Source organism: Variovorax sp. CF079 (assembly GCF_900101545.1).
In the GTDB taxonomy this organism is placed as follows: domain Bacteria; phylum Pseudomonadota; class Gammaproteobacteria; order Burkholderiales; family Burkholderiaceae_C; genus Variovorax.
In genome coordinates this window covers 1-23,277 of record NZ_FMZU01000033.1, presented here as the reverse complement: position 1 = coordinate 23,277, position 23,277 = coordinate 1, and the positions used below count along the sequence as shown (strand labels likewise).

The window sequence follows — 23,277 nt, the reverse complement described above, 5'->3', positions numbered from 1 at the left end:
CCTCCTGCTGTAGGCGCGCGCCGAATTTTGCCAGCGAGGCAAGATGCGCGCCATAGCTTTTCATGCATCGGGAGCCGCCGGCCTCAAAGCAGCCGCGAAACCTCCGCCGCCGCGGCCAGCAGCGCGGGCAGCATGGTCTCCTGCATCACCTTCGCGCTGGTGCGGTTGGCCTGGCCGCTGATGTTGAGCGCGGCCACCATGCGGCCGGCGCGGTCGACGATCGGCGCGGCGATCGAGATCAGGCCTTCTTCCAGTTCCTGGTTGACCAGGCACCAGCGCTGGCGCCGCGCCTGCACGACCTTGGCAAAGAGGGCGTCGATGTCGGTCAGGGTGTGGCGCGTCAAGGCTTCGAGCGTCGAGGCTTCGAGCCGCGCGCGCACCGCTTCATCGTCCAGGTCGGCGAGCAGCAGGCGGCCCATCGAGGTGCAGTACGCGGGCAGGCGCGAGCCCACGCCGAGGCTGATTCGCATGATCTTGTGCGTCGGCACGCGCATCACGTAGACGATGTCGGTGGCGTCGAGCACGGCCGCCGAGCACGACTCCTGTACCTGCTGCACCAGCGCCTCCATCACCGGCTCGGCACGGTTCCAGATCGGCATCGACGAGAGGTAGGCGAAGCCCAGGTCGAGGATGCGCGGCGTCAGCGCGAAGAGCTTGCCGTCGGAATCGACGTAGCCCAGCGTCTGCAGCGTGAGCAGGATGCGGCGAGCGCCGGCGCGCGTGAGGCCGGCCGCGGCCGCCACCTCGCTCAAGGTCTGGCGCGGTGCGCTCGCGCTGAAGGAGCGGATCACCTGCAATCCGCGCGCGAAGGACTGCACGTAGCTGTCGCCCGGTGTGGGTGCGGTGGGCTGCTTCTTGTGGGTTGCCATAGCGGTGGATCTTCCTTAAAATTCATTATACGAACACTTGTTCGGTATGCGAACAAAATCGCAACCTGGGTGTTTCGCTTTTTCCCACCCCCGGAGACAGATTCCATGATCAACAAGATCGCGCGCTCGGTCGCCGATGCCATGGCCGGCGTCCCCGACGGCGCCACGGTGCTCATCGGCGGCTTCGGCACCGCCGGCATTCCCGGCGAGCTCATCGACGGCCTGATCGAGCAGGGCGCCACGGACCTCACCGTCGTCAACAACAACGCAGGCAACGGCGATACCGGCCTGGCCGCGCTGCTGAAGGCCGGGCGCGTGCGCAAGATCATCTGCAGCTTTCCGCGCCAGGCCGACAGTTACGTCTTCGACGAGCTCTACCGCTCCGGCAAGCTCGAACTGGAACTGGTGCCGCAGGGCAACCTGGCCGAGCGCATCCGTGCGGCCGGTGCCGGCATCGGCGCCTTCTTCTGCCCCACCGGCTTCGGCACCCAGCTGTCCGGCGATCGAGAGACACGCGAGATCGACGGCAAGCAATACGTGCTGGAGTACCCGATCCGCGGCGATGTCGCGCTGATCAAGGCCGAGCAGGGTGACCGCTGGGGCAACCTCACTTACCGCAAGGCGGCGCGCAACTTCGGGCCGGTGATGGCCATGGCGTCCGACCGCACCATCGCCACCGTGCACGAGATCGTCGAACTCGGCGAGATGGACCCCGAGGCCATCGTCACGCCGGGCATATTCGTCCACCAGATCGTCAAGATCGAGCGCGTCGCCACGCAAGCCGGCGGCTTCAAGAAGGCAGCCTGACCATGAGCAACTACCAACGCCGCACCAAGGACCAGCTCGCCGCCCGCGTCGCGCAGGACATCTTCGACGGCGCCGTCGTCAACCTCGGCATCGGCCAGCCGACCCTGGTCGCCAACCACCTGCCGGCCGGCCGCGAGGTCATCCTGCACAGCGAGAACGGCATCCTCGGCATGGGCCCGGCGCCGGCCGAAGGCCAGGAGGACTATGACCTGATCAACGCCGGCAAGCAGCCGGTCACGCTGCTGTCCGGCGGCGCGTATTTCCACCATGCCGACAGCTTCGCGATGATGCGCGGCGGCCACCTCGACATCTGCGTGCTGGGCGCCTTCCAGGTCTCGGCCACCGGCGACCTCGCGAACTGGAGCACCGGCGAGGAAGGCGCCATCCCCGCGGTCGGCGGCGCGATGGACCTGGCCATCGGCGCCAAGCAGACCTGGGTGATGATGGATTTGCTGACCAAGAAGGGCGAGAGCAAGGTCGTCGCCCAATGCACCTATCCGCTGACCGGCATCGGCTGCGTGAAGCGCGTGTATTCCGACCTTGCCACCCTCGAATGCACGCCCTCGGGCTTGAAGCTGATCGACAAGGTCGAAGGCCTCGAGCATGCCGAGCTCGAAAAGCTGGTCGGCCTGCCGATCACCATCTGACGACAACTTCGACGAGAGACACACCATGACGAATCAAGCCTTCATCTGCGACGCCGTTCGCACCCCCTTCGGCCGCTACGGCGGCGCCTTGTCGAGCGTGCGCGCCGACGACCTCGGCGCGGTGCCGCTCAGGGCGCTGATGGAACGCAACAAGGACGTCGACTGGCAGGCCGTCAGCGACGTGCTCTACGGCTGCGCCAACCAGGCCGGCGAAGACAACCGCAACGTCGCGCGCATGTCGGCGCTGCTCGCGGGCCTGCCGCAGCAAGTCGGCGGCGGCACCATCAACCGCCTGTGCGGCTCGGGCCTGGACGCGGTCGGCACCGCGGCGCGCGCCATCAAGGCCGGCGAGACTGGCCTGATGATCGCGGGCGGCGTCGAGAGCATGAGCCGCGCGCCCTTCGTGATGCCGAAGGCCGAAAGCGCCTTCAGCCGCGCCAACGCGGTCTACGACACCACCATCGGCTGGCGCTTCGTCAACAAGCTCATGAAGGCGCAGTACGGCATCGACTCGATGCCCGAGACGGCCGAGAACGTGGCGACCGACTACAAGATCGAGCGCGAGGCGCAGGACCGCATGGCGCTGGCCTCGCAGCAGCGCGCCGTGGCGGCGCAGAAGTCGGGCTTCTTCGATGCCGAGATCGTGCCGGTCAGCGTGCCTCAGAAGAAGGGCGACGCGATCGTGGTCGACAAGGACGAGCATCCGCGCGACACCAGCCTCGAGGCGCTGGCCAAGCTGAAGGGCGTGGTGCGGCCGGACGGCACCGTGACCGCCGGCAATGCCAGCGGCGTGAACGACGGCGCCGCGGCCTTGCTCCTGGCCGACGAGGCGCATGCGGCCAAGTACGGCCTCACGCCGCGCGCCCGCGTGGTCGGCATGGCCACGGCCGGCGTGCCGCCGCGCGTGATGGGCATCGGCCCGGCGCCCGCCACCGAGAAGGTGCTGAAGCTCACCGGCCTCACGCTCGACCAGATCGACGTGATCGAACTCAACGAAGCCTTCGCCGCGCAAGGCTTGGCGGTGCTGCGCCTCTTGGGCCTGAAGGACGACGACGCGCGCGTCAACATCAACGGCGGCGCGATCGCGCTCGGCCATCCGCTGGGCGCCAGCGGCGCGCGCCTCGCGACCACCGCGGTGAATCAGCTCCACAAGCAGGGCGGCCGCTATGCGCTGTGCACCATGTGCATCGGCGTGGGGCAGGGCATCGCCGTGATCCTGGAACGCGTCTGATCGGACTCGCCCGAAGCGACCAGCTGCCGGGCCTACTGCGGCAGCGGGCGACCGGTGCGCGCGCTGGTCCCGCCGCTTGAATCCGCGCCTGAATTTCTTTCTACAACTCCGGAGACTTCCCATGTTTTTCAGATCCTTGATGGCGGTCGCGGCCCTGGCTGCCGCCAGCCTGATGCCCGCGACCGCCAGCGCGCAGCAGTTCCCCACCAAGCCGGTGCGCATCATCACGCCCTTCCCGGTGGGCGGCGGACCGGACGGCGTGGCGCGCCTGGTGGCCGACAAGCTCTCGCGCGCCTGGGGCCAGCCGGTGGTGGTCGAGAACCGGCCCGGCGGCAATGGCTTCATCGCCATCGATGCCTGGAAGCGCGGCGCCAAGGACGGGCACGACCTGCTGGTGCTCGACAACGTGCACCTCGCGGCCTATCCGGCGCTGTTCAAGAAGCTGCCCTACGACCCGAACAAGGACTTCGACGCGCTGCTGCCGCTGTTCAAGGCCTACTTCTTCTTCACCGTGCCGGCCGACAGCAAATACAAGACGGTGGGCGACCTGATCGCCGACGCCAAGGCCAACCCGGGCAAGCTCAACTACGGCTCCTGGTCGGTGGGCAACCCGGTGCATCTGGGCTCGGAACTCTTCGAATCGGCCACCGGCACGCAGATGGAGCACGTGATCTACAAGGAGACCACGCAGCTCTACACCTCGGTCTCGACCGGCGAGCTGGCCTTCGCGCTCGGCACCAGCGCCACCGCCGGTCCGCTGCAGCGTGCCGGCAAGCTGCGCCTCCTGGCGGCGGCGGCGCCCAAGCGCGTCGCAGCCTTCCCCGAGGTGCCGACGGTCGGTGAGTCTGGCGGCCCGCAGGGCTTCGAGGTCACCGGCTGGAACGCGATTGCGGTGCCGCAGGGCCTGCCGGCTGCCGTGACCGACAAGATCAAGCGCGACATCGAGAAGGGGCTGGCCGAGGCCGACGTGCAGGAGAAGTTCAAGAGCTTCGGCTACGAACCCTTCCCGACCACGCGCGAGCAGTTCAACCAGTTCGTGCAGAGCGAGACCAGGCGCTTCGGCGACGTGATCAAGAAGGCGAACGTCTCGCTGGACTAAGGCTCTTGCTGAGCGGCCTGCCACACCAGCGTGGCGGCCGCGAGGTCTTCGAGCGCGCTGCCGACGGCCTTGAAGACGGTGCGCTCGCTGTCGTCGGCGCGTCCGCAGTGCGTGCCGCGGCACAGATCGGCGAGCGTGGCCTGCACGTCATCGCGCGAAAGCGTGCCGGCCGCGATCGCATCGAGCAGGTCGCCGGCCTTCTGCAACGCTTCGTCGGTGTCGACGAAGGTCCGCGCACCGGCGAAGCAGGCTGGGTCGGCCTCGCGCATCTGCGGCGCGAAGCTGCCGATCAGGTCCAGGTGCGAGCCCGGCGCCAGCCACCCGCCTTGAACGAGCGGCGTGGTGGCGAGCGTCGCGCAGCTCACGATGTCGGCGTTGCGCGCGGCGGCCTCGAGATCGGTCACGGCTTGCGCGTTCCAGCCTTCGCTGCGCCATTGCGCCGCCAGCGCCTGCGCGCCCTCGGGCCGGTGGTTCCACACCCGCACTTCGTCGATCGCCCGCACGGTGGCAAGCGCGGCCGGCAGCAGGCGCGCGACGCGGCCGGTGCCGAGCACGAGCAGGCGCCGCGCATCCGAACGCGCGAGGAAGGAAGCGCCGAGCGCCGAAGCCGCCGCTGTGCGGTGGGCGGTGATCTCGTTGCCGTCCATCAGCGCGAGCGGCACGCCGGTGTGTGCGTCGTAGAGCACGTAGGTCGCGTGCAGGCCGGGCAGGCCGTGCGCACTGTTGCCGGGAAAGATGTTGATGGTCTTGATGCCGAGGAAGCCCGCATCGCTCCAGGCCGGCATGATCAGCACCGTGCCGCGGTCGGCGCCGGCTTCGATGGCATGCACATGGCGCGGCGGCACCTTGGCCTCGCCGGCGAAGGCATCGCGCAAGGCGGGCACCAGGCGGGCCAACTGCAGTGCGCTGCGGGTGCTGTGCTCGTCGAAATGTTTCATGGCGTGGTCGGCCTCAGGCAGAAACCAGCTGGCTCCATTGGAGTCCGTATTTGGCGAGGTACTTGCGCAGGCGGTCGGCGTCGTTGACCACCGTGCGCTGGCCGCGCGAAGCCTGGAACAGCTGGCGCCCGGCATCCGAGAGCGTACGCGCGTCGCGGCAGACGCGCGCCACCGCTTCGAGCTGAAGCCGATCGAACAGGTCCAGCTCCGCCTCGCGCTCGGCGCCGAGCAGGGCGCCGAGGTCGATCGCATCCTGCCCACCCGAGGGTGCGGCGCGCTTCCAGAGCCAGCGCAGGCGTGCGATCTCGGCCTGCACCAGCTCGCCGGTGATGCGCCCGCCGTCGGCCAGCGTTGCGAGCCGCGTCACGCTGGCCGAGAGATCGCGGAAGTTCCCGCTCCAGAGCGCCTCGTCGCTGCGCGCGAAGCGCAGGTAGGCGGCGCGCGCCTCGGCATTGAAGCGTGCCACGCGGTGGTTCTCGGCGGCATAGAGCGCGAGCAGATGGTCGATGTTGGGCTCGATGTCTTCCGGCCGTCGGGCGAGGCCCGGCAGGTCGTAGGTCCAGAGGTTGATGCGCGCGAACAGGTCTTCGCGAAAGCGCCCGCCGGCCACGTCGGCGCGCAGATCGCGGTTGGTGCCGGCGATCAGCTGGAAGTCGCTTTCCACTTCGCGGTCCGAGCCCATCGGGAAGAAGCGCTTCTCCTCGATCGCCTTCAGCAGCATCGCCTGTTCGTCTGCGCCGAGTTCGCCGATCTCGTCGAGAAAGAGAACGCCCTGGTGCGCGCTTCGCAGCAGGCCGGCGCGCTCCGCCGCCGCGCCGGTGAAGGCGCCCTTCTTGTGGCCGAACAGCGTGGATGCCGCGCCGTCGCCGCGCAGGGTGGCGCAGTTCACCTCGACGAAGGCGCCGGTTGCCTGATGGCGCGTCTTCTTGAGCTCGAACATGCGACGCGCGAGGAAGGACTTGCCCGCGCCCGTGGGACCGACGAGCAGGATCGGCGCGCGCGAGCGCACGGCGACGCGCTCGATCTCGTCGATCAGTGCATTGAAGCGCGGGTTGAGCGTCGCGATGCCGCTCTTGAGGAAGGCGACCGCATCGCGCTGCTCGGCTTCGAAGCGCCGCGCGATCGCGTCGTAGCGCGAGAGGTCGAGGTCGATCAGCGTGCAGTCGCCCGGGTCGCCGGCGCGCTGCCGCTTGGGCGGCGCGGTCTGCGCGAGCACGCCCGGGATGGCGCGCGACTCCGCCAGCAGGAACATGCAGATCTGCGCCACGTGCGTGCCGGTCGTGATGTGCGTCCAGTACTGCTCGCGCTCGGCGTCGAAGGGATAGGCGCGCGCCCAGTCGTAGAGGCGGGTGTAGACCTCGCCGAAATCCCAGGGATCGGTGATGTCGAGCTCGACCAATCTCACTTCGGTCTCGGGCGAGACGATTGCGATGTCGGCCTGGACTCTTTCTGCGAGCGCCTTGTGCCGCAGCGTATGGATCAGCTCCATGCGCGCGATCACCATGTCCTCGTGCTGCGTCAGCGAGACGGTGGGGCGCCATTTCTCCCAACGCCCGGCGCCCTGTCCGGCGTCGAGCTGGGTGCCGAGGAAGCCGATGACGACGATGGGTTTCATGGAGATAAAAAACTAGCGAGCATTCTAGTATCTGGCAGCCTGCCTTCGACGGTGTCCCTTAGGACGCCAAAGAAAAATCCTTTTCCATCAACGACTTGGTCTTTGCTGGCATTGCCTGCTCCGCATTGGCACACTCTTCGCGAACAAGACGGCAAGCGCCGTTGTGGCGTGAGTCGGGGAGGGTGCAATCGGCACCCTCCCGAGCGGGAGAAAAGTCATGGAACAGAACTACGAACTGCACGAAGTCGAGAACGGCGTCCCGGTGAAGATGTGGACCCGCGGCGTGCCGGTCGAAGACGAAGCGCAAAAGCAACTGGAGAACGCGGCGCGCCTGCCGATCGTGTTCAGGCACATCGCGGCCATGCCCGACGTGCACTACGGCATCGGCGCGACCGTGGGCTCGGTGATCCCGACCTTCAGGGCGATCATTCCGGCCGCGGTCGGCGTGGACATCGGCTGCGGAATGATGGCCTGCAAGACCACGCTGCAAGCGAACGACCTACCCGACAACCTGGGGCCGCTGCGTGCCGCGATCGAGAAGGCCGTGCCGCATGGGTCCAACCCGAAGCGCCAGGGCCGCGACAAGGGCGCGTGGGAAACCCCGCCCGACGAAACCGACGCCGCGTGGGCGAGGCTCGTTCATGAGTTCGACGCGATCTGCGAGGACTACCCGCGCCTGAAGAACACCAACAACCACAAGCACCTGGGAACGCTGGGCACCGGCAACCATTTCATCGAGGTCTGCCTCGACCAGGCGGGCGCCGTGTGGTTCATGCTGCACTCGGGTTCGCGCGGCGTGGGCAATGCGATCGGCACGCACTTCATCGAGCTCGCGAAGAAGGATGCCGAGCAGCACCAGCGCAACCTGCCCGACCAGGACCTGGCGTACTTCGAGGAAGGCGCCAAGTACTTCGGGGACTACGTGCGCGCGGTGGGCTGGGCCCAGAAGTTCGCGCGTGCCAATCGCGAAGTGATGATGCAGCGCGTGGTCGCGGCCGCGCGCAAGGTCGTCGCCAAGCCTTTCGAGGCGCATGTGGAAGCGGTGAACTGCCACCACAACTACGTGAGCCGCGAAACGCACTTCGGCCAGGACGTGCTCGTGACCCGCAAGGGCGCCGTGAGCGCGAAGGCGGGCGAACTCGGCATCATCCCGGGCAGCATGGGCGCCAAGAGCTACATCGTGCGCGGCAAGGGCAACCCCGAGAGCTTCATGAGCTGCAGCCACGGCGCCGGCCGCAAGATGAGCCGCACCAAGGCGAAGAAGCTCTACACCGTGGCCGACCAGATCGCCGCCACCGCCGGCGTGGAATGCCGCAAGGACGCCGACGTGATCGACGAGATCCCGATGGCCTACAAGGACATCGACGCCGTGATGGAGGCGCAGAAGGACCTGGTGGAGGTGGTGTACACGCTCAAGCAGGTGGTGTGTGTGAAGGGGTAGCCCAGACGGGATCGACGAATGAAAAGCAACAAGCAGCGCCGCGCCGAGATCAAGGGGCGGCGCCTCGAACGTGCTGGGAAACTTGCTGCGCTGCTGAGCGGGCAGGACGCACGGCATCTGGTCGCCGGTGCGCGGCTTGCCGGCATGGAGCTGGCCGACCAGGACGTGCTGGCGCGCTACAACAACACCTATGGGCTGTTGCCCACCTTCTATGTTGACCTGGCCTTCACCTGCCGCGACTGCGGCATCGAGGAGGTCTGGACCGCCAAGCAGCAGAAGTGGTGGTACGAAGTGATCCACGGCCATATCGACAGCACGGCGGTGCGTTGCCGTGCGTGCCGCCGCGCGTATCGCGAGCAGCGACAGCCCGCGAACGCCGGCGAGGGCGCCAACCTGCTGCGCGAACGGACGCAGCGGCTGCGCACGCTGGGTGCGGCGAACCCGAATGCCGAGGCGCTGGCCGAGATCGACGCGGCCCTTGAAAGCAAATGGTGGAGTCTGCGGGTTGTCGCCATCGAGACCATGGGACGCTGGGGCGGGGCACTACAGGTCGAGCGGCTCGAGGCGCTTGTGGCGGGCCGCGCGGGCCATGGGTATTGGAGCTGGGAGCGTGTTGCGGGCGATGCCGCTGCCAAGGCCCTGGCGCGCGGAAAGCAAGTGACGTGATGCGCGTTCGAACAACAGGATGATGAGGACAGAAGAAGTGATCGAACTCGACGGCTCTGAAGGCGAGGGCGGCGGCCAGATCCTGCGCACCGGCCTCGCGCTCGCGATGGTCACGGGCCAGCCGCTGGCGATCGATCGCATTCGCGCCAGGCGGCCCAAGCCGGGGCTAATGCGCCAGCACCTGGCCTGCGTGCTGGCGGCCGTGGAACTGAGCGGCGCGCAGATCGAGGGCGCCGAGCTCGGTTCGCAGCGGCTGCGCTTCGTGCCCGGCCCCGTGCGCGCCGGCGACTACCGCTTTGCGGTCGCCAGCGCGGGCAGTTGCATGCTGGTGCTCCAGACGGTGCTGCCCGCGCTGCTGCTGGCCGATGCGCCGAGCCGCGTCTCGCTCGCCGGCGGCACGCACAACCCGATGGCGCCGCCCTTCCATTTTCTCGACCTGGCCTTTGCACCGCTGGTGCGCCGCCTGGGCGCGGACCTGCAGCTGGTGCTGCAGCGCTGCGGCTTCTATCCGGCCGGGGGCGGTGCGGTCGAAGCGACCATCGTGCCCTGCGCCGGACCGCTCAGGCCCTTCGATCTGCTGGCGCGCGGTGCGCTGCAGGCGGCACATGGCGAGTGCCTGGCGCCGGGGCTTGCGCGCCATGTCGCGGTGCGCGAGCTCGGCACGCTCGGCAGCGCGATGGGCTGGTCCGTCGAGCAGCTGCGCCACGGTGTGGTGCGGCTGAACGAAGGGCCCGGCAATGCGCTCATGGCCGTCTTCGCCTACGAGCACGTCACCGAGGTCTTCACGGCCTTCGGCGAGAAGACGCTTTCCGCCGAGCAGGTGGCGCATCGGCTGGTGAAGGAGGTGCGCGCCTTTCAGAAAAGCGGGGCTGCAGTCGGGTCGCACCTGGCGGACCAGCTCGCGCTGCTTCTTGCGCTCGCGGTGTGGCAGCGCAAGGAAGCCGCGGCCTTCAGCTGCAGCGAAGTGACGCAGCACACGCGCACCAACTGCGCGGTGATCGAGCGCTTCCTGCCTGTGCGCTTCGCGATCTCGCAGGGCGCCGAAGCTGCCATGGTGCAGGTGGCGCCGGCCTGAGCGTCCTGCTCTATGCCAGCGGCGTCGCGTTGGCGTAGATGCGCAGCAGCATCTCGCGCAGCAGCTTCACCTCGCTCGCGCTGAAGTCCGAGAGCGCGATGGCTTCGTAGTGCTTGGCGAGCGGAATGATCTCGTGCGTGAGCTCGAGGCCGAGCGTCGTGAGCGCGAGGCGTATCGCGCGGCCGTCCGTACCGCACTTCTCGCGCCGCACGAGTCCCAGCGTCGCCAGCCGGTCGACGATGCGCGAGAGCGCCGACAGGTCGTTCGAGGAATGCAGCGCGAGCTCGGAAAGCGTCTGGTCCGGCGTGTGCTGCAGCGAGGCGCACACGCGCCATTCGACGAGGCTCAGGCCGTAGGGCTTGAGCGCCTTGGAGAAGGCATTGCCCATGCGCGCGCCGGCGCGTGCCAACAGGAAGGGAATCGCCTTCTCGAGATCGTGCTCCTGGACTAGGGTTTTCATGAACAAATACTTGCTGATTCAAGTATAGAGTGCGCCCAATTGCTTGAATATTCAAGTAACTAAAGAGGCAATCATGAACCTTTTCCGCTCCCGCTGCACGGCTCTTCTGCTCGCGCTTTCGGCCGGCGCCGCCGCGCCGCTTGCCCATGCGCAGGGCGCTGCGGCCAAGTGGCCGGCCCAGCCGGTGCGCTTCGTCGTTCCCTTCCCGGCGGGCTCGGCGCCCGACGTGCTGATCCGGCATGTGAGCGTCAAGCTCGGCGAGAAGTGGGGGCAGGGCGTGATCGTCGACAACAAGCCGGGCGGCAGCGGCGTGATCGGCATGAACGCCATCCTCGCCGCGCCCGCGGACGGCGCCACCTTCGGCTTCGTGCAGGGCTCGGCGATCTCGGTCGCGCCGAGCACCATCAAGGGCGTGAACTACGACTTCAACCGCGACTTCGTGCCGGTCACGCTGGCCGCGGTCGCGCCTTTCATGCTGGCGGTGCCGGGCGATTCGCCCTACAAGACGCTGGCCGATTTCATCGCTGCTGCCAAGGCGAAGCCGCAGAGCATCGAGGTGGCCGACAACGGCCGTGGCACGTTGCCGCATCTTGCATCAGCGCTGCTCGGGCTGCAGTCGGGCGCGCAGTTCCTCGAGGTGCACTACCCCGGCGGCGCGCAGGCGATGCAGGCCATGCTGGGCGGCCAGACCAAGATGATGGTCGAGACCTACAACGTGGTGGCGGGCAACGTGCAGGCTGGCAAGTTGCGCATCCTCGCGAGCATGGGCGACCGCGCCGAGCCCGGGCTCGAACAGTTTCCGCTGGCCAGCAGAACGGTGCCCGGCGCGGTGGCGCACGGCTGGTTCGCGGTGATCGCGAAGAAGGGCGTGGACCCGGCCGTCCTCGCCAGGCTCAACAAGGACATGGGCGAGGCGCTGCTCCTGCCCGACGTGGTGGCCAAGTCGCGCGAGCTCGGCACCTACCCGCGCCCGGGCACGTCCGAGCAGCTGGCCCAGTACATCGCCGATGACCGCAAGACCTGGCAGGGCGTGCTCGACAAGCTCAACATCAAGCCGGAGTGAACAGCGGATGAAGAACAAGATCGCGCTCGAGGAGCATTTCGCCATCGAGCTCACCATCGGCGACTCGGAGGTCTATGCGCGGCCGGAGGTCTGGGCCGGCCTGAAGAGCAATCTGCTCGACTTCGAGCAGCAGCGCATCGAGCAGATGGATGCCTGGGGTACCGAATACGCAATCCTCTCGCTCAACTCGCCGGCGGTGCAGGCCATTCCCGATCCACGCCGTGCCGTCGAAGTGGCGCGGCGCGCGAACGAGGTGCTGGCCGAGCAGGCGGCGCGCCGGCCGACACGCTTCGGCGGCTTCGCGGCGCTGCCGATGCAGGACCCTGAAGCGGCAGCGCGCGAGCTCGAACGCTGCGTGAAGGAGTTCGGCTTCCACGGCTTCCTGGTCAACGGCTTCTCGCAGGTCGGCGACGAACGCACCGTCGTCTACTACGACGCGCCTCGGTTCGCCGACTTCTGGGCCGCGGCCGCGGCGCTCGGCAAGCCCTTCTACATGCACCCGCGCGACCCGCTGCCGGCACGCGAGCCGATCTACGACGGCGCGCACTGGCTCACGGGGCCGACCTGGGCCTTTGCCGTGGAGACCAGCATCCACGCGCTGCGGCTGTTGTCGAGCGGCCTCTTCGACCGGCATCCCGGGTTGCAGATGATCCTCGGCCACTTCGGCGAAGGCATCCCCTTCAACATCTGGCGCGTCGACCACATCTTGCGCAAGGGACGGCGCGGCATGCCGTGCGAGAAGCAGATTGGTGACTACCTGCGCAGCAATGTGCACATCACGACCAGCGGCAACTTCCGCACGCCCACCTTGCTCTCGACGATGCTGGAAGTGGGCAGCGACCGCATCATGTACTCGGTGGACTACCCCTTCGAGAAGCACGAGGATGCGGCGAGCTGGTTTGACCATTGCGAGATCAGCGACAACGACCGGCTGAAGATCGGCCGGGACAACGCGCGCGAGCTTTTCAAACTGCCATGAAAACAGCACTCGACAGCCGACCCGTGCTGATCGCCGGCGGCGGCATCGGCGGCCTGGCGGCGGCGCTCGCGCTGGTGCGCGAGGGCTACAACGTGAAGGTGATCGGGCAGTCCGCCCACATCGGCGAGTTCGGCGCCGGCATCCAGCTCAGCCCCAATGCCTTTGCGGCCTGCGATGCGCTGGGCGTCGGCGCGAACCTGCGCGCCCGGGCCGTCTACACCGACGAGATGGTGATGTTCGATGCCATCGATGCGAAGCGCGTGATCGGCATCGCGCTCGATGCGCGCTTCAGGGAGCGCTTCGGCAACCCGTACACGGTGATCCATCGCGCCGACATCCACGGCGCGCTGCTCGAAGGGGTGCAGGCCACCACCGAAGGCATCGAGTTCCTCACGTCGACCAAGGTGGTGCACATCGAGCAGAGCGACGACGGCGTCACGCTGATCGACGCGCAGGGCGGCCGCCAGGCCAGGCCGTGATCGGCTGCGACGGCGTGCGTTCGGCGGTGCGCCAGCAGTACGTGGACGACGGCATCCACGTCTCGGGCCACGTGGTGTTCCGCGCGGTGATCGACACGGCCGAGTTCCCCGAGGCGCTGCGCTACACAGCGCCCTGCATCTGGGTCGGGCCCAACTGCCACCTGGTGCACTACCCGCTCAAGGGCGGCGACAAGTTCAACCTGGCGGTCACCTTCCACAGCGACCGGCCCGAGGAGTGGGGCTCGATGGACGGCGACCCGTCCGAAGTGCAGCGCTACTTCCGCCCCACCTGCGAAGCGGTGCAGCAGATCCTGCGCATTCCGAAAGCCTGGAAGCGCTACTCCACAGCCGACCGCGATCCGATCGAGCGCTGGACCTTCGGCCACGCGACCTTGCTCGGCGATGCCGCGCATCCGATGGTTCATATCAGTACCTGGCGCAGGGCGCCTGCATGGCCTGCGAGGATGCCGTCACGCTGGCGCTCGCGCTGCGGCGCGAAGGCGGCGACTGGGGCCGCGCGCTGGTGCTCTACGAACGCTCGCGCGTCGCGCGCACGGCACGCGTGGTGCTGTCGGCGCGCGAGATGGGCCGCATCTACCACGCCAAGGGCGTCGAGCGTCTGGTGCGCAACGAGATGTGGAAGGGCCGGCCGCAGGAGCGCTTCTACGACGCGCTCGAGTGGCTCTACGGCTGGACGGCCGGCACCTGCCTGGCGGACGATTGACGCTCGCTCACTCGGCCGCTGGGCCGTTCTTCCGACGCGCGCTCGCCACCGCGCTGCCGCGAATGCCTTCGATGCGCTGCACCTCGGCCATGTAGGCATCGCTGTTGCGCGCCTGCCGGTAGGCGGCCATGCGGCGCGCGTACTCGGGGCCGGCCGCGTCGGGGCTGTCGATGCGTGCATAGTCGCCCAGGCCGGCCTTGTTGTAGAGGCTCAGGTCGGCCAGCACTTCGGCCCGGCTCATCGCGCCGACGGCGACGGCGGCGGTGGCCGGCGTGCCGACCCACTGTTCCTGCGGCGTCCGCGCCACGCTCATCGAGCGCTGCAGCTCGGCCGTGACCTCGCTGCGGCTCATCGTGCTGCCGGTGGTCGCGATCGGCGCGCCGACCCAGGCTTCGGCCGGCACGGTCTGGGCCGACGCGGCGCCGGCGAGAAGAAGGGCGGAGATGCCCAGGAGTTGCTTGGCTTGCATGATCGAGAGTCCTTTCACTGCTGCAGGTGGGCTGCGGGGATTGCTGCCACCATGGAATGCAGTGTGGATTCCGGCTGCGTTTCGGGCTGTGCGTTTGCGCACGCTTTATTCAAGGTGCGGGTCGTGGCACGTGCAGCACCGCGAGCGGCTCCGAGCGGCCGCGCACCGTCATCATCTCCGGCTCGCCCAGCGTGTCGGCGATGCCGGCCTGCTCGGCCGCGAAGACGGAGATCACGAGCCGGGTCTCGGCCACCTTGGACTGGTCCTGCAATCGGCTCGCCGTGTTGACCACTTCGCCGACCGCGGTGAAGGTGGTGGTTTCCAGATAGCCCACCTCGCCCACGGCCGCGCGGCCCGCGTGCAGGCCCATGCCGAAATCGAGGCGCTGGCCGAACTGCGATTCGAAGCCGGCGCTCCATGCGTCCATGCGTTCGCCGATCAGCTCGGCCGCGCGCATGGCCTGGCGGCATGCGGTCGGCAGGTCGACATCCAGTCCGAAGATCGCCATCACGCTGTCGCCGATGAACTGGTTCGGCACGCCGCCGCTCTCGCGCACCGCGGCGCCGACGATCGCGAAATAGCGGTCGAGCACATACACCAGGTCGAAGGGCCATTGCCGCTCCGACAGGCCCGACCATCGGCGCAGATCGACGAAGAGGATGGCGACGTCGTGCTCCCGGCCCAGGCGGCCGGGCTGGGCGCCGGCGCCGGCGCGGGGCGCGAACAGGGGCGTCACCGCCAGATCGCCGTGCGGGCGAAGCTGGCATGCCAGCCGCACGTCATCCGGCGCGCGCACCCGCTCCAGCGTGCGGCGCTCGTCGTGGCCCGGCGCTTCGGCATGCGCGGCCGGCCCGAGCACGCGCACGCGGCAGGTGGAGCAGCGCGCGCGTCCGCCGCAGACCGACAGGTGGGCGATGCCGTGCGCGCGGCTGGCTTCGAGCACGCTCCAGCCGAGCGGGACGCGGACCGTGCGGTCCGGGTAGCGCAGCTCGATCGATGCCTTGCGCGGCCGCCGTTCGTACCAGGCGCGCAGCTGGCGCGCAGCGAGCAGGGCCAGCAGCGCCAGCGCATAGAACCACTTGACGTCCTGCTCCGTCGCGTCGAGCGCTGCTCTCTGCACTGCCGTCGGCATCTGGGCCGGCAGCGTGCCGGTCCATTGCAGTTCGCGGCCCATCGCGAAGAAGCCGAGGGCAGCGAGCACCGGCAGCAGCACGGCCGCGGCAAAGAGCAGATGGAAATGCCGCCGGTAGGCCGGGCGGACGCGCAGCGCCAAGTGCAGCCCGAGGCAGCCGTGCGTCCACGCGGCCAGCATCATGGCCAGCTGGAAGCTCGCAGCGCCCGGACTCCAGAGGCCGCGGATCACGCGGGCGTAGGAAGCGTCGATCGCGAAGGCCTCGTAGGCCCAGCGCATCGCCGTCAGATGCGCGGCCAGCAGCAGCGGCAGCGCGAAACCGAGCAGCAGCCGCACGGCCTCCATGGGCGGCATGCGCAGGCTGCGCCGTTCCCACAGTGCCACCGCGGCCAGCACCACGTGCACCGCCGCCGCACCGTACAGCAGCACGCTGCCCGCGACGCCGTGCCAGAAGGTAGAGATGGCCTGCAGCGCAGCTTCGGCGGTCGCCAGCGAAACGAGGCCCAGCGCATGGTTGCTCAGGTGCGCCGCCACGTAGCCCATCAGGACCACGCCGCTCGCCCATCGGAGATTGCGCCGCGAGGGAAAGCGCAAGCGGGTCGGGGAACGGCTGTCCATGGTCGGGCTCCAAGCGGCACCCGAGCATAATGCCCGCCCCGGCCGACCCTGCATGACCCCTTCCCCTCACCGCTCCAGCCTCGCGCTGCGGAAGATCCCGCTGCTCGAAGGCCTGTCCGACCGGCGCCTCGAGCTGCTCGCCCAGGCCTGCCGCTGGCACAGCGTGGCGGCGCGCAAGCCGCTCCTGTTGCGCACGCAGGACGATGGCGAGGTCTACTTCCTGGTGTCGGGGCGTGCCCGCATCACGACCTACTCGGCCAATGGGCGGCAGGTCACTTTCCGCGACTGCGGCGAAGGCGAGCACTTCGGCGATATCGCCGCTATCGACGGCGGACCGCGCTCGGCCGATGTGCTGACGCTGGAGCCCTGTGTCGTCGCCAGCCTCGACCGGACAGCCTTCATGAGGCTGCTGCGCGAGGAGCCGCTGGTAGCCGAGCGCGTGATGCGCCGACTGACTCAGCTGGTGCGGCAGCTGTCCGAGCGCGTCATCGACCTCAGCACGCTCGGCGTGCAGAACCGCCTGCATGCCGAGCTGCTGCGCATGGCGCACGCGGCCGGCATCGCCGGCAACCGGGCGCGCCTGGAGCCGGCGCCGCGCCACGCCGAGCTGGCCAGCCAGATCAGCACCAACCGCGAACAGGTCACGCGCGAGCTCAATGTGCTGGTGCGCGAGGGCCTGCTGGCGAAAGAAGGCCGGGCCCTGATCGTGACCGATGCCGAGCGCCTGGCCCGCATGGTGGCCGAGGTGCGCGGCGAGCCTGGCTGATCGATCGTCTCAGTTGAAGCGACCGGCTGCGCCGCCCACGCTCAAGCGGCCCGCGCCCAGCAGCGCGACGGCCAGGGCGCCGGCCAGGTAGAGGCCCTGCAGTTCGAGCGCCCAGCCGCCGCCCTGCTTGGCCAGCGCGAACAGGCCGCTCATGTGCACCAGGCCGATCGCGACCACCATGTTGAAAGCGACGATGCCGGCCGCGGCGCGCGTCCAGAAGCCGGCGAGCATCAGGAGCGGCGCCAGCACCTCGCCCACATAGACTCCGTAGCCGATGCCGCCGGGCAGGCCGGCGCGTTCCAGCGCGCCGATGACGAAGCCCGGTCCGCTCGTGAGCTTGTTGATGCCGTGCAGCAGCACGAGCAGCGCGATCGATGCGCGCAGCAGGAACTTGCCCGCGTCCTCGCGCAGCGCGCCGATGGAGGTTGGCGCGGCCATCAGGGCCTGGGTATTCATTCAGCGATCCTTTGATGAGACGTAAAGACCGTCGAGTCTGCGGATGCCGGCAGCGCGAGTCGGTGCGTTTACGCACATTTTTTGGAGGAAGGCGGCGGCCGCCGCATCCTGCTACGCTCGGCGCACCCGCCTGCACGGCGCGGCCGCTCGCCTTTCTCTTTCCCATGGCTCTCCCCATCATCACCGACCCGCATTTCTATGCGGTCGCCGTTCCTGCCGTGCTGATGCTCGGCGTCAGCAAGAGCGGTTTCGGCGCCGGCTTCGGTTCGCTGGCGGTGCCCCTCCTGGCCCTGGCCGTCACGGTGCCGCAGGCGGCAGCGATCCTGATGCCGGTGCTGCTGCTGATGGACCTGCTGGGGCTCGCCGCCTTCCGCCGCGACTTCGACCGCTCGCTGCTGCGCTTCCTGATTCCCTTCGGCCTCGTGGGCACGGTGGTCGGCACCTTGCTGTTCCGCGTGCTGCCGGCGCACACGGTGGCCGGCATCGTCGGCATCTTCACGCTGCTCTTCCTGGCGCAGCGCCTGCTGTTCCCGCCGCGCTCGGACGATCCGCCGCCGTCGAAGACGGCCGGCGCGGTGCTGACGGCCATCGGCGGCTTCACCAGCTTCATCGCTCATGCGGGCGGACCGCCGGTCAATGCCTATGTGCTTCCATTGCGGCTCACGCCGGTGGCCTATACCGCGACGCTGGCCTATTTCTTCTTCGTGGTGAATCTGAGCAAGTGGATTCCCTACGCGTGGCTCGGCCTGCTCGACTGGCGCAACATGGCGACTTCGCTGGTGCTGCTGCCGCTCGCGCCGTTCGGCGTGTGGCTCGGCGTCCGGATCGCACGCCGCATCGATGCCGTCTGGTTTTACCGTTTCGTCTACCTCGGCATGCTGTTGACCGGACTCAAATTGAGCTGGGACGGATTCCTCTCGTGACACGTATTTGACATATGCCCGCGCGGCCGTGTAATGCAAAGCTCTACGATTGCCGCGGTCCCTTGGCGTGTGCAGAATTTCGGGATGTCCGAACAGATGACGACGCCCGCCAAGCTCGAAGATTCCGAGCTGCAAAGCCTTGCTGCCGAGTGGCGCATCCGCGCCATGCAGGGAGACCAGCTTGCGCATCGCATGGCCCAGGCGCTCGAAGCCGAGCAGCGTCGCCGCATTCGCGACACCGGCCTGCAGCCGCTGCCGCCGGCCCGTTCTTCCGCCGCCGCGCCGTGGTGGAAGTTCTGGTAATCGACGCCAACGTTTTTCTTGACTCGCCATGGACTTTGCGATCGTCCTCGCCTTGCTCAGCCTCTTTGGCGCGACCCTTCTTTCCAACCTTCTGGCGCGCCGGCGCGAAAAAGCCCTGGAGTTCGATCCCTTGACGAGCGAGGCGCGCGAACTGCTGCTGCGGGAACGCGCCGCGCCCGTTCCGCTGTGCCCCACGCTCTCGCCCGAACACTGGGCGCGTATCGAAGCCGCGCAACCTTCATGGCGGCGGCAGGTGTTCGAGGCGGCGCGGGCGCGCTACTTCGAGGCGCGCAACGCTTTTTCCCGCAACGACATCGACGGCGAGCTCTACTACCCGAATCCCGCTGTGGTCGCCGGTGCGGCGCACCAGGTGCTGGTGCTCACGGAACGCTTCTAGTGGTAGATCTTCTGCAATAAGCGGATCAGCGTCTCGCGCTCGCGCGTCGTGAGGCGCGCGCTGGCATCCGCCTCCAGTTCGACCACCGTCCGCTCCGCGTCGCGCACCAGGGAAACGCCCGCCGGCGTCAGATGCAGGCCGATCGCGCGGCCATCGTGCGGATGGGGGCGCCGCTCGATCAGGCCGCGGCTGTCCATCGCCGAGATCAGGCTCACCAGGTTCGGCGGCAGGATGTCGAGCGTGGCGCACAGCTGGCGCGAGGTGGCGCCCGGGTTGTGTGCGAGCAGCGAGAGCACCGAGAAGTCCACCTGCTTGAGACCGTAGGCCGCCATGCGCTCCGCGAACACCGTGCTCACGGCCAGCCAGGCGCGCCGCGCGTTGTAGCCGACCAGGGCTTCGAGCACGCGGGTATCGAGTTGGTCGGCGCGCGGTGGCGCAACGGCGACGGCGGAAGCGGATTTCTTGCGGGAGACTGCCATGGTCGGAGGGTAACTGGCTTGGGCGGGTCGCGCATCTGGCGAGCGTCGCTCAGGTGCCAGCTTGCGTGACGGCCTCGCAGGCGCGCTTGACGATGCCCAGGCGCATCTCGAATTCGGGCAGCACCCAGCGGCGGAACGCCGCGGCGGGCTTCGACCAGCGTAGCTCGCCTGGCGCTGCCCGCTCGACGCGCGCCCAGGCCCAGGCCAGCATGGCCAGCATCACGACCCGCAGGTAGTCGTCGGCCACTTCATAGGGCAGCGCGGCATCGGTGCCGGCTGCCATGACGACCGTGGTGCCGAGGTAGCGCAGCTGCGCGAGCCGGCGCTGCACCTCGGCCTCGATCTCGCGCGAGGCATCGAGCTCGTCGCGCAGTTCGATCAGGAGCGCCGACATGCCGGCGCCGCCGTCGGGCAGCACTTTGCGCACCAGCAGGTCGATGGCCTGGATCTCGTTGGTGCCCTCGTAGATCATGGTCACGCGCGCATCGCGCAGCACCTGCTCGATGCCCCACTCGCGCACATAGCCATGGCCGCCGAAGACCTGCAGGCATTCGCTGGCGCCCTGAAAAGCCTGCTGCGTGCAGGCTGCCTTGAGCACCGGCGTGACCAGCGCGCACCAGCGTTGCGCCCGTTCCCGCGCCTTGGCATCGGCGTCGTGCCGGGCGATGTCGAGCTGCAGCGCGGTGCGGTAGGCGAGGAGCCGCGCGCCATCGATCCAGGCGCGCTGCGTGTCGAGGATGCGGCGCATCGCCGGATGCTCGGCGATCAGGTCGGCCGGCCCAGAGCCGCGGCTCGCAGGCGCCGGCCCGGGTGCGCGCATCTGGCGCCGCTCGTGCGCGTAGGCCTCGGCCTTCTGCCAGGCCGCGTCGAGCAGGCCGATGCCCTGCAGCGCCACATGCAGCCGCGCCGCGTTCATCATCACGAACATCGCGGCCAGCCCGCGGTTCGGCTCGCCGATCAGCCAGCCGGTGGCGTCGTCGAAGCGCATGACGCAGGTCGGACTGCCGTGCAGACCCATCTTTTCCTCGATGCGCTCGCAGTGCACCGCGTTGCGCGTGCCGTCGGGCAGCACCTTGGGCACCAGCACCAGCGACAAGCCCTTGGGCCCGGCCGGCGCATCCGGCAGCCGGCACAGCACCAGGTGCACGATGTTCTCCGTGAGATCGTGCTCGCCGCCCGAGATGAAGATCTTGCCGCCGGCCACGCGATGGCTGCCGTCGGGCTGCGCCACCGCGCGCGTGCGCACCTGGCCCAGATCGCTGCCGGCATGGGCCTCGGTCAGGCACATGGTTGCGAGCCATTCGCCGCTCGCGATCTTCGAGAGGTAGCGCTGTTTCAGTTCTTCGCTGCCGTGGTGCTTGAGGCATTCGTAGGCGCCATGCAGCAGGCCGGGCGCCATCGTGAGGCCGTGGTTGGCCGCGCTGAGCCATTCGAACAGGATCGCTTCGAGCACGGCGGGCAGGCCCTGGCCGCCGTCTTCGGGCGCGGCCGAGAGCGCGAGCCAACCGCCCTGGCTCAAGCTTCGGTAGGCCTCGCGAAAGCCGGGCGGGGTGTGCACCTCCCCATCGACGAAACGGCAGCCCGCTTCGTCGCCCGTGCGGTTGACCGGCGCGATGACCTCGGCGACGAACTTGCCGGCTTCGTCGAGCACCTGCGCCTGCAATGCGTCGTCGAACTCGGCAAAGGGCGCGAGTGCGCGCAGGCGCGGGGTCGCGCCGAGCACGGCTTCCAGCAGGAAGCGGACTTCATCGGGGCGGGGCTGGTAGGTCATCATCGGCAGGCGAAGCTGGCCGCGCTTTCGGGATCGCCGCCGGTGTAGGCCGCGACACGCGGATAGGGGCACAGCGGCCGGGTGCGGCGGGCCGACCAGTCGGCAGGCAGCTCGGCGTTGACCGCGTTGGCGCCCGGGCCGCGCGCGGCGGCGATCACCGATTGCGGCGCCTGGCCCTGCTCGACCCAGCCCACGAGCGCGCTCAGCATGTCGAACTGGTCGGTGGCCGGGCCGCCAGAGCAATGGTTCATGCCCGGCACCGGAAAGTAGCGCGCGAAGGACGAGGCATCGCCCCGGTTGGCGGCCTGCAGGCGCTCGTACCAGGCGGCGGTGTCGTCCGACGAGAACACCGGATCGCTGGTGCCGTGGTAGACGACCATCCTGGCGCCGCGGTCGCGCAGCGCGCTCAGGTTCGCGGCATCCGGCGGCGCCATGAAGGCCATGGCCGAGTCGCGGTAGATGCCACTGGTGGCCTCGATCAGCGGCGCGTCGCGGTCCATGTCGAAGCCCAGCGCGAAGGGCAGGCCGCCCGGCCGGTCGGCCAGCGGCGGCGTGCTGAAGATCAAGGCCACCGCGCCGGCATCGCGCGTCGGCGGGCTCGCGAATTTCCACTCGCGCCAGTTGCTGCCGGCGATGCCGGCGTCGAAGGGGAAGCTGCTGTAGATCGTCCGGCCGCTGCTGTTGCGGGCGCCGGCGAAGACGTTGGCGAGCGCGCTCTTCTGGGCTGGGGCGAGGCAGCTGCTGTCGCGCGCGCCGGTGCAGGTGGGCACGTCGGCGTCGAGCCGGAAGCGCGCCTGGCAGGCCTTCACGTCCGAAACGATGCCGTCCGCCAGCCCGTCGAGGGCATCGCAGCGCGCCAGCACGCGCCGGGCCACCAGCTGCATCTCCGCGGGCGTGAAGGCGCTCTGGAGATCGGGCTGTCCGGCCGGCGTGGAGGCGCTCGCCGCCTTGGCGTATTGCTGGGCGCCGTAGAGCTGCGCCACGGCCGCCTTCGGCAGGTTGAAACCGGGGTTGCCGGCCAGGATGCCGTCGTACTGGCCGGGCGACCGGGCCGCCGCCACCATCGCATGCCGGCCGCCGTTGGAGCAGCCGCCGATGTACGAACGGTCCGGGCCGCGGCCGTAGGCCTGCGCGATCAGGTACTTGGCCATCGGCGTGAGTTGCGCGACCGCGTTGTAGCCGTAGTCCAGGCGCGCCTGCGGATCGATGCCGAAGCGCGGCCCCAGCGAACCCGCGTGGCCGGCATCGGAACTGATGACGGCGAAGCCCATCTGCAAGGCGCTGCCGACCGGCCCACCGCCGCCGATGCCGCCCACGGCCGGTACCACCGCGCCGTCGAGCCCGCCGTTGGCCTGGTAGAAGAAGCGGCCGTTCCACGCCAGCGGCAGCCGCATCTCGAAGCCGATGGCGTAGCTGTTGCCGTCGACTGTGCTCACGCGTTCGTTCATGCGGCCTTGCACCAGGCAATGGGCCGGCGCTGCAAGGCGCGTATTGCCGACGGCGACGGTGCCGGCGGGTACTTCGACGGCGCTCGTGTAGACCGTATCCGGGCGCGCGGCCTTCGCCGCGAGGTCGGTGCACGACAGCAGCGGCCCCGGGCGGGCGGCGCCGAGCCTGGGGGCGTGGGCACCGGGGCCTGCCGAGGTGCAGGCGACGAGCACCGCGACCGCGCCCAGCGCGGTCCAGCAGGCCGTTTTCATCGTCAGGACTCTGCGGTGAAGCCGACCTTCTTGACCAGCGGACCCCAGCGCTCGAACTCGGCGCTTTGCGAGCGCGCCATCTCCTCGACGGTGGAGCCCTGGGCGATCAGGCCGACCACCGCCAGGCTGTCGATGACGGACTTGTCCTTGATCGCGGCGTTGATGGACGC

At 69.0% G+C, this 23,277-nt stretch carries 23 protein-coding genes and 2 pseudogenes; 14 read left to right on the top strand and 11 right to left on the bottom strand.

Annotated features, from left to right (window positions below):
• Positions 1-83: 83 nt before the first annotated feature.
• On the bottom strand, positions 84-869 hold the full coding sequence (locus tag BLS74_RS31350) for an IclR family transcriptional regulator domain-containing protein (protein ID WP_093111557.1): 786 nt from the start codon (positions 867-869) through the stop codon (positions 84-86).
• Positions 870-974: 105 nt separating this feature from the next.
• On the opposite strand from BLS74_RS31350, the gene BLS74_RS31345 reads away from it, so the two are divergent.
• The 4 genes from BLS74_RS31345 to BLS74_RS31330 all read left to right on the top strand — a co-directional run bounded on the left by BLS74_RS31345 (position 975) and on the right by BLS74_RS31330 (position 4,653).
• Positions 975-1,676, top strand: a complete 702-nt coding sequence (locus tag BLS74_RS31345; protein WP_093111555.1) for a 3-oxoacid CoA-transferase subunit A — start codon at positions 975-977, stop codon at positions 1,674-1,676.
• Between the two features lie 2 nt (positions 1,677-1,678).
• Positions 1,679-2,323 carry a 3-oxoacid CoA-transferase subunit B gene (locus tag BLS74_RS31340; RefSeq protein ID WP_093111553.1) on the top strand — a complete coding sequence of 215 codons (645 nt, stop codon included), beginning with the start codon at positions 1,679-1,681 and terminating at the stop codon, positions 2,321-2,323.
• Positions 2,324-2,348: 25 nt separating this feature from the next.
• Positions 2,349-3,554 (top strand): 3-oxoadipyl-CoA thiolase, encoded by a 1,206-nt coding sequence (gene pcaF / locus BLS74_RS31335; protein ID WP_093111551.1) that lies wholly within the window; start codon positions 2,349-2,351, stop codon positions 3,552-3,554.
• A 139-nt stretch (positions 3,555-3,693) separates the two neighbouring features.
• Positions 3,694-4,653, top strand: coding sequence for a Bug family tripartite tricarboxylate transporter substrate binding protein (locus BLS74_RS31330; RefSeq protein ID WP_093111633.1), 960 nt, complete (start codon positions 3,694-3,696; stop codon positions 4,651-4,653).
• Here BLS74_RS31330 and BLS74_RS31325 read toward each other — a convergent pair.
• Together BLS74_RS31325 and rtcR are read right to left on the bottom strand one after the other, a co-directional pair.
• The gene (locus tag BLS74_RS31325) at positions 4,650-5,591 is read right to left on the bottom strand and encodes a bifunctional Delta(1)-pyrroline-2-carboxylate/Delta(1)-piperideine-2-carboxylate reductase (protein ID WP_093111549.1); all 942 of its coding nucleotides are present in this window, start codon (positions 5,589-5,591) and stop codon (positions 4,650-4,652) included. The two genes, BLS74_RS31330 and BLS74_RS31325, sit on opposite strands and share 4 nt — an antisense overlap.
• A gap of 13 nt (positions 5,592-5,604) precedes the next feature.
• Entirely contained in the window at positions 5,605-7,206 is a 1,602-nt protein-coding gene (rtcR, locus tag BLS74_RS31320) for an RNA repair transcriptional activator RtcR (RefSeq protein WP_093111547.1), read from the bottom strand.
• A gap of 217 nt (positions 7,207-7,423) precedes the next feature.
• On the opposite strand from rtcR, the gene BLS74_RS31315 reads away from it, so the two are divergent.
• The 3 genes from BLS74_RS31315 to rtcA are packed head-to-tail and all read left to right on the top strand — an operon-like array spanning position 7,424 to position 10,388.
• Positions 7,424-8,647: an RtcB family protein gene (locus BLS74_RS31315; protein ID WP_093111545.1), complete on the top strand. Its 1,224-nt coding sequence runs from the start codon at positions 7,424-7,426 to the stop codon at positions 8,645-8,647.
• An 18-nt stretch (positions 8,648-8,665) separates the two neighbouring features.
• Positions 8,666-9,313 (top strand): zinc-ribbon domain containing protein, encoded by a 648-nt coding sequence (locus BLS74_RS31310; protein WP_093111543.1) that lies wholly within the window; start codon positions 8,666-8,668, stop codon positions 9,311-9,313.
• 37 nt (positions 9,314-9,350) lie between these two features.
• A complete protein-coding gene (gene rtcA / locus BLS74_RS31305) occupies positions 9,351-10,388 on the top strand; it encodes an RNA 3'-terminal phosphate cyclase (protein ID WP_093111632.1) in 1,038 nt (345 codons plus the stop codon).
• A 10-nt stretch (positions 10,389-10,398) separates the two neighbouring features.
• Here the strand turns inward: rtcA and BLS74_RS31300 are convergent, their stop codons facing one another.
• Complete coding sequence (locus BLS74_RS31300; protein WP_093111542.1) at positions 10,399-10,848, bottom strand: MarR family winged helix-turn-helix transcriptional regulator; 450 nt, start codon at positions 10,846-10,848, stop codon at positions 10,399-10,401.
• 73 nt (positions 10,849-10,921) lie between these two features.
• Between BLS74_RS31300 and BLS74_RS31295 the strand changes: the two genes are divergently transcribed.
• The 3 genes and pseudogenes from BLS74_RS31295 (at position 10,922) to BLS74_RS31285 (ending at position 14,093) form a co-directional block, all read left to right on the top strand.
• A complete protein-coding gene (locus tag BLS74_RS31295; RefSeq protein ID WP_093111540.1) occupies positions 10,922-11,911 on the top strand; it encodes a Bug family tripartite tricarboxylate transporter substrate binding protein in 990 nt (329 codons plus the stop codon).
• 7 nt (positions 11,912-11,918) lie between these two features.
• A complete protein-coding gene (locus tag BLS74_RS31290; protein WP_093111538.1) occupies positions 11,919-12,890 on the top strand; it encodes an amidohydrolase family protein in 972 nt (323 codons plus the stop codon).
• Positions 12,887-14,093 (top strand): annotated as a pseudogene (locus tag BLS74_RS31285) (3-hydroxybenzoate 6-monooxygenase). Before BLS74_RS31290 ends, BLS74_RS31285 begins: the two are co-directional and overlap by 4 nt.
• A 7-nt stretch (positions 14,094-14,100) precedes the next feature.
• Here the strand turns inward: BLS74_RS31285 and BLS74_RS31280 are convergent.
• Both BLS74_RS31280 and BLS74_RS31275 read right to left on the bottom strand, forming a co-directional pair.
• Positions 14,101-14,562 carry a hypothetical protein gene (locus BLS74_RS31280; RefSeq protein WP_093111536.1) on the bottom strand — a complete coding sequence of 154 codons (462 nt, stop codon included), beginning with the start codon at positions 14,560-14,562 and terminating at the stop codon, positions 14,101-14,103.
• Between the two features lie 109 nt (positions 14,563-14,671).
• Positions 14,672-16,312 carry an adenylate/guanylate cyclase domain-containing protein gene (locus tag BLS74_RS31275; protein ID WP_093111534.1) on the bottom strand — a complete coding sequence of 547 codons (1,641 nt, stop codon included), beginning with the start codon at positions 16,310-16,312 and terminating at the stop codon, positions 14,672-14,674.
• A gap of 52 nt (positions 16,313-16,364) precedes the next feature.
• On the opposite strand from BLS74_RS31275, the gene BLS74_RS31270 reads away from it, so the two are divergent.
• Positions 16,365-17,078 carry a Crp/Fnr family transcriptional regulator gene (locus BLS74_RS31270; protein ID WP_093111532.1) on the top strand — a complete coding sequence of 238 codons (714 nt, stop codon included), beginning with the start codon at positions 16,365-16,367 and terminating at the stop codon, positions 17,076-17,078.
• 9 nt (positions 17,079-17,087) lie between these two features.
• Here BLS74_RS31270 and BLS74_RS31265 read toward each other — a convergent pair whose 3' ends face one another.
• The gene (locus tag BLS74_RS31265) at positions 17,088-17,534 is read right to left on the bottom strand and encodes a DoxX family protein (protein WP_093111530.1); all 447 of its coding nucleotides are present in this window, start codon (positions 17,532-17,534) and stop codon (positions 17,088-17,090) included.
• Positions 17,535-17,698: 164 nt separating this feature from the next.
• Between BLS74_RS31265 and BLS74_RS31260 the strand changes: the two genes are divergently transcribed.
• The 3 genes from BLS74_RS31260 to BLS74_RS31250 all read left to right on the top strand — a co-directional run bounded on the left by BLS74_RS31260 (position 17,699) and on the right by BLS74_RS31250 (position 19,157).
• Positions 17,699-18,457 (top strand): sulfite exporter TauE/SafE family protein, encoded by a 759-nt coding sequence (locus BLS74_RS31260; protein WP_093111528.1) that lies wholly within the window; start codon positions 17,699-17,701, stop codon positions 18,455-18,457.
• A gap of 84 nt (positions 18,458-18,541) precedes the next feature.
• On the top strand, positions 18,542-18,760 hold the full coding sequence (locus tag BLS74_RS31255) for a hypothetical protein (protein ID WP_093111630.1): 219 nt from the start codon (positions 18,542-18,544) through the stop codon (positions 18,758-18,760).
• 28 nt (positions 18,761-18,788) lie between these two features.
• Entirely contained in the window at positions 18,789-19,157 is a 369-nt protein-coding gene (locus BLS74_RS31250) for a hypothetical protein (protein WP_093111526.1), read from the top strand.
• On the opposite strand, the gene BLS74_RS31245 is transcribed toward BLS74_RS31250, so the two are convergent.
• The 4 genes and pseudogenes from BLS74_RS31245 to BLS74_RS35405 all read right to left on the bottom strand — a co-directional run.
• Complete coding sequence (locus BLS74_RS31245) at positions 19,154-19,636, bottom strand: MarR family winged helix-turn-helix transcriptional regulator (protein WP_093111524.1); 483 nt, start codon at positions 19,634-19,636, stop codon at positions 19,154-19,156. The genes BLS74_RS31250 and BLS74_RS31245 overlap by 4 nt on opposite strands.
• Positions 19,637-19,685: 49 nt before the next feature.
• Complete coding sequence (locus BLS74_RS31240) at positions 19,686-21,407, bottom strand: acyl-CoA dehydrogenase family protein (protein WP_093111628.1); 1,722 nt, start codon at positions 21,405-21,407, stop codon at positions 19,686-19,688.
• Positions 21,407-23,107: a tannase/feruloyl esterase family alpha/beta hydrolase gene (locus BLS74_RS31235; RefSeq protein ID WP_093111522.1), complete on the bottom strand. Its 1,701-nt coding sequence runs from the start codon at positions 23,105-23,107 to the stop codon at positions 21,407-21,409. The genes BLS74_RS31240 and BLS74_RS31235 overlap by 1 nt, the downstream gene beginning before the upstream one ends.
• A gap of 2 nt (positions 23,108-23,109) precedes the next feature.
• Positions 23,110-23,277: pseudogene (locus tag BLS74_RS35405) on the bottom strand (twin-arginine translocation pathway signal protein); the annotation flags it as partial.

What these genes read in the sequence shown, in the direction of transcription:
- BLS74_RS31350 (WP_093111557.1), bottom strand. Translation starts at nt 869, where the DNA reads ATGGCAACCCACAAGAAGCAGCCCACCGCACCCACACCGGGCGACAGC.
- BLS74_RS31345 (WP_093111555.1), top strand. Translation starts at nt 975, where the DNA reads ATGATCAACAAGATCGCGCGCTCGGTCGCCGATGCCATGGCCGGCGTC.
- BLS74_RS31340 (WP_093111553.1), top strand. Translation starts at nt 1,679, where the DNA reads ATGAGCAACTACCAACGCCGCACCAAGGACCAGCTCGCCGCCCGCGTC.
- pcaF (WP_093111551.1), top strand. Translation starts at nt 2,349, where the DNA reads ATGACGAATCAAGCCTTCATCTGCGACGCCGTTCGCACCCCCTTCGGC.
- BLS74_RS31330 (WP_093111633.1), top strand. Translation starts at nt 3,694, where the DNA reads ATGGCGGTCGCGGCCCTGGCTGCCGCCAGCCTGATGCCCGCGACCGCC.
- BLS74_RS31325 (WP_093111549.1), bottom strand. Translation starts at nt 5,591, where the DNA reads ATGAAACATTTCGACGAGCACAGCACCCGCAGCGCACTGCAGTTGGCC.
- rtcR (WP_093111547.1), bottom strand. Translation starts at nt 7,206, where the DNA reads ATGAAACCCATCGTCGTCATCGGCTTCCTCGGCACCCAGCTCGACGCC.
- BLS74_RS31315 (WP_093111545.1), top strand. Translation starts at nt 7,424, where the DNA reads ATGGAACAGAACTACGAACTGCACGAAGTCGAGAACGGCGTCCCGGTG.
- BLS74_RS31310 (WP_093111543.1), top strand. Translation starts at nt 8,666, where the DNA reads ATGAAAAGCAACAAGCAGCGCCGCGCCGAGATCAAGGGGCGGCGCCTC.
- BLS74_RS31300 (WP_093111542.1), bottom strand. Translation starts at nt 10,848, where the DNA reads ATGAAAACCCTAGTCCAGGAGCACGATCTCGAGAAGGCGATTCCCTTC.
- BLS74_RS31295 (WP_093111540.1), top strand. Translation starts at nt 10,922, where the DNA reads ATGAACCTTTTCCGCTCCCGCTGCACGGCTCTTCTGCTCGCGCTTTCG.
- BLS74_RS31290 (WP_093111538.1), top strand. Translation starts at nt 11,919, where the DNA reads ATGAAGAACAAGATCGCGCTCGAGGAGCATTTCGCCATCGAGCTCACC.
- BLS74_RS31280 (WP_093111536.1), bottom strand. Translation starts at nt 14,562, where the DNA reads ATGCAAGCCAAGCAACTCCTGGGCATCTCCGCCCTTCTTCTCGCCGGC.
- BLS74_RS31275 (WP_093111534.1), bottom strand. Translation starts at nt 16,312, where the DNA reads ATGGACAGCCGTTCCCCGACCCGCTTGCGCTTTCCCTCGCGGCGCAAT.
- BLS74_RS31270 (WP_093111532.1), top strand. Translation starts at nt 16,365, where the DNA reads ATGACCCCTTCCCCTCACCGCTCCAGCCTCGCGCTGCGGAAGATCCCG.
- BLS74_RS31265 (WP_093111530.1), bottom strand. Translation starts at nt 17,534, where the DNA reads ATGAATACCCAGGCCCTGATGGCCGCGCCAACCTCCATCGGCGCGCTG.
- BLS74_RS31260 (WP_093111528.1), top strand. Translation starts at nt 17,699, where the DNA reads ATGGCTCTCCCCATCATCACCGACCCGCATTTCTATGCGGTCGCCGTT.
- BLS74_RS31255 (WP_093111630.1), top strand. Translation starts at nt 18,542, where the DNA reads ATGTCCGAACAGATGACGACGCCCGCCAAGCTCGAAGATTCCGAGCTG.
- BLS74_RS31250 (WP_093111526.1), top strand. Translation starts at nt 18,789, where the DNA reads ATGGACTTTGCGATCGTCCTCGCCTTGCTCAGCCTCTTTGGCGCGACC.
- BLS74_RS31245 (WP_093111524.1), bottom strand. Translation starts at nt 19,636, where the DNA reads ATGGCAGTCTCCCGCAAGAAATCCGCTTCCGCCGTCGCCGTTGCGCCA.
- BLS74_RS31240 (WP_093111628.1), bottom strand. Translation starts at nt 21,407, where the DNA reads ATGACCTACCAGCCCCGCCCCGATGAAGTCCGCTTCCTGCTGGAAGCC.
- BLS74_RS31235 (WP_093111522.1), bottom strand. Translation starts at nt 23,107, where the DNA reads ATGAAAACGGCCTGCTGGACCGCGCTGGGCGCGGTCGCGGTGCTCGTC.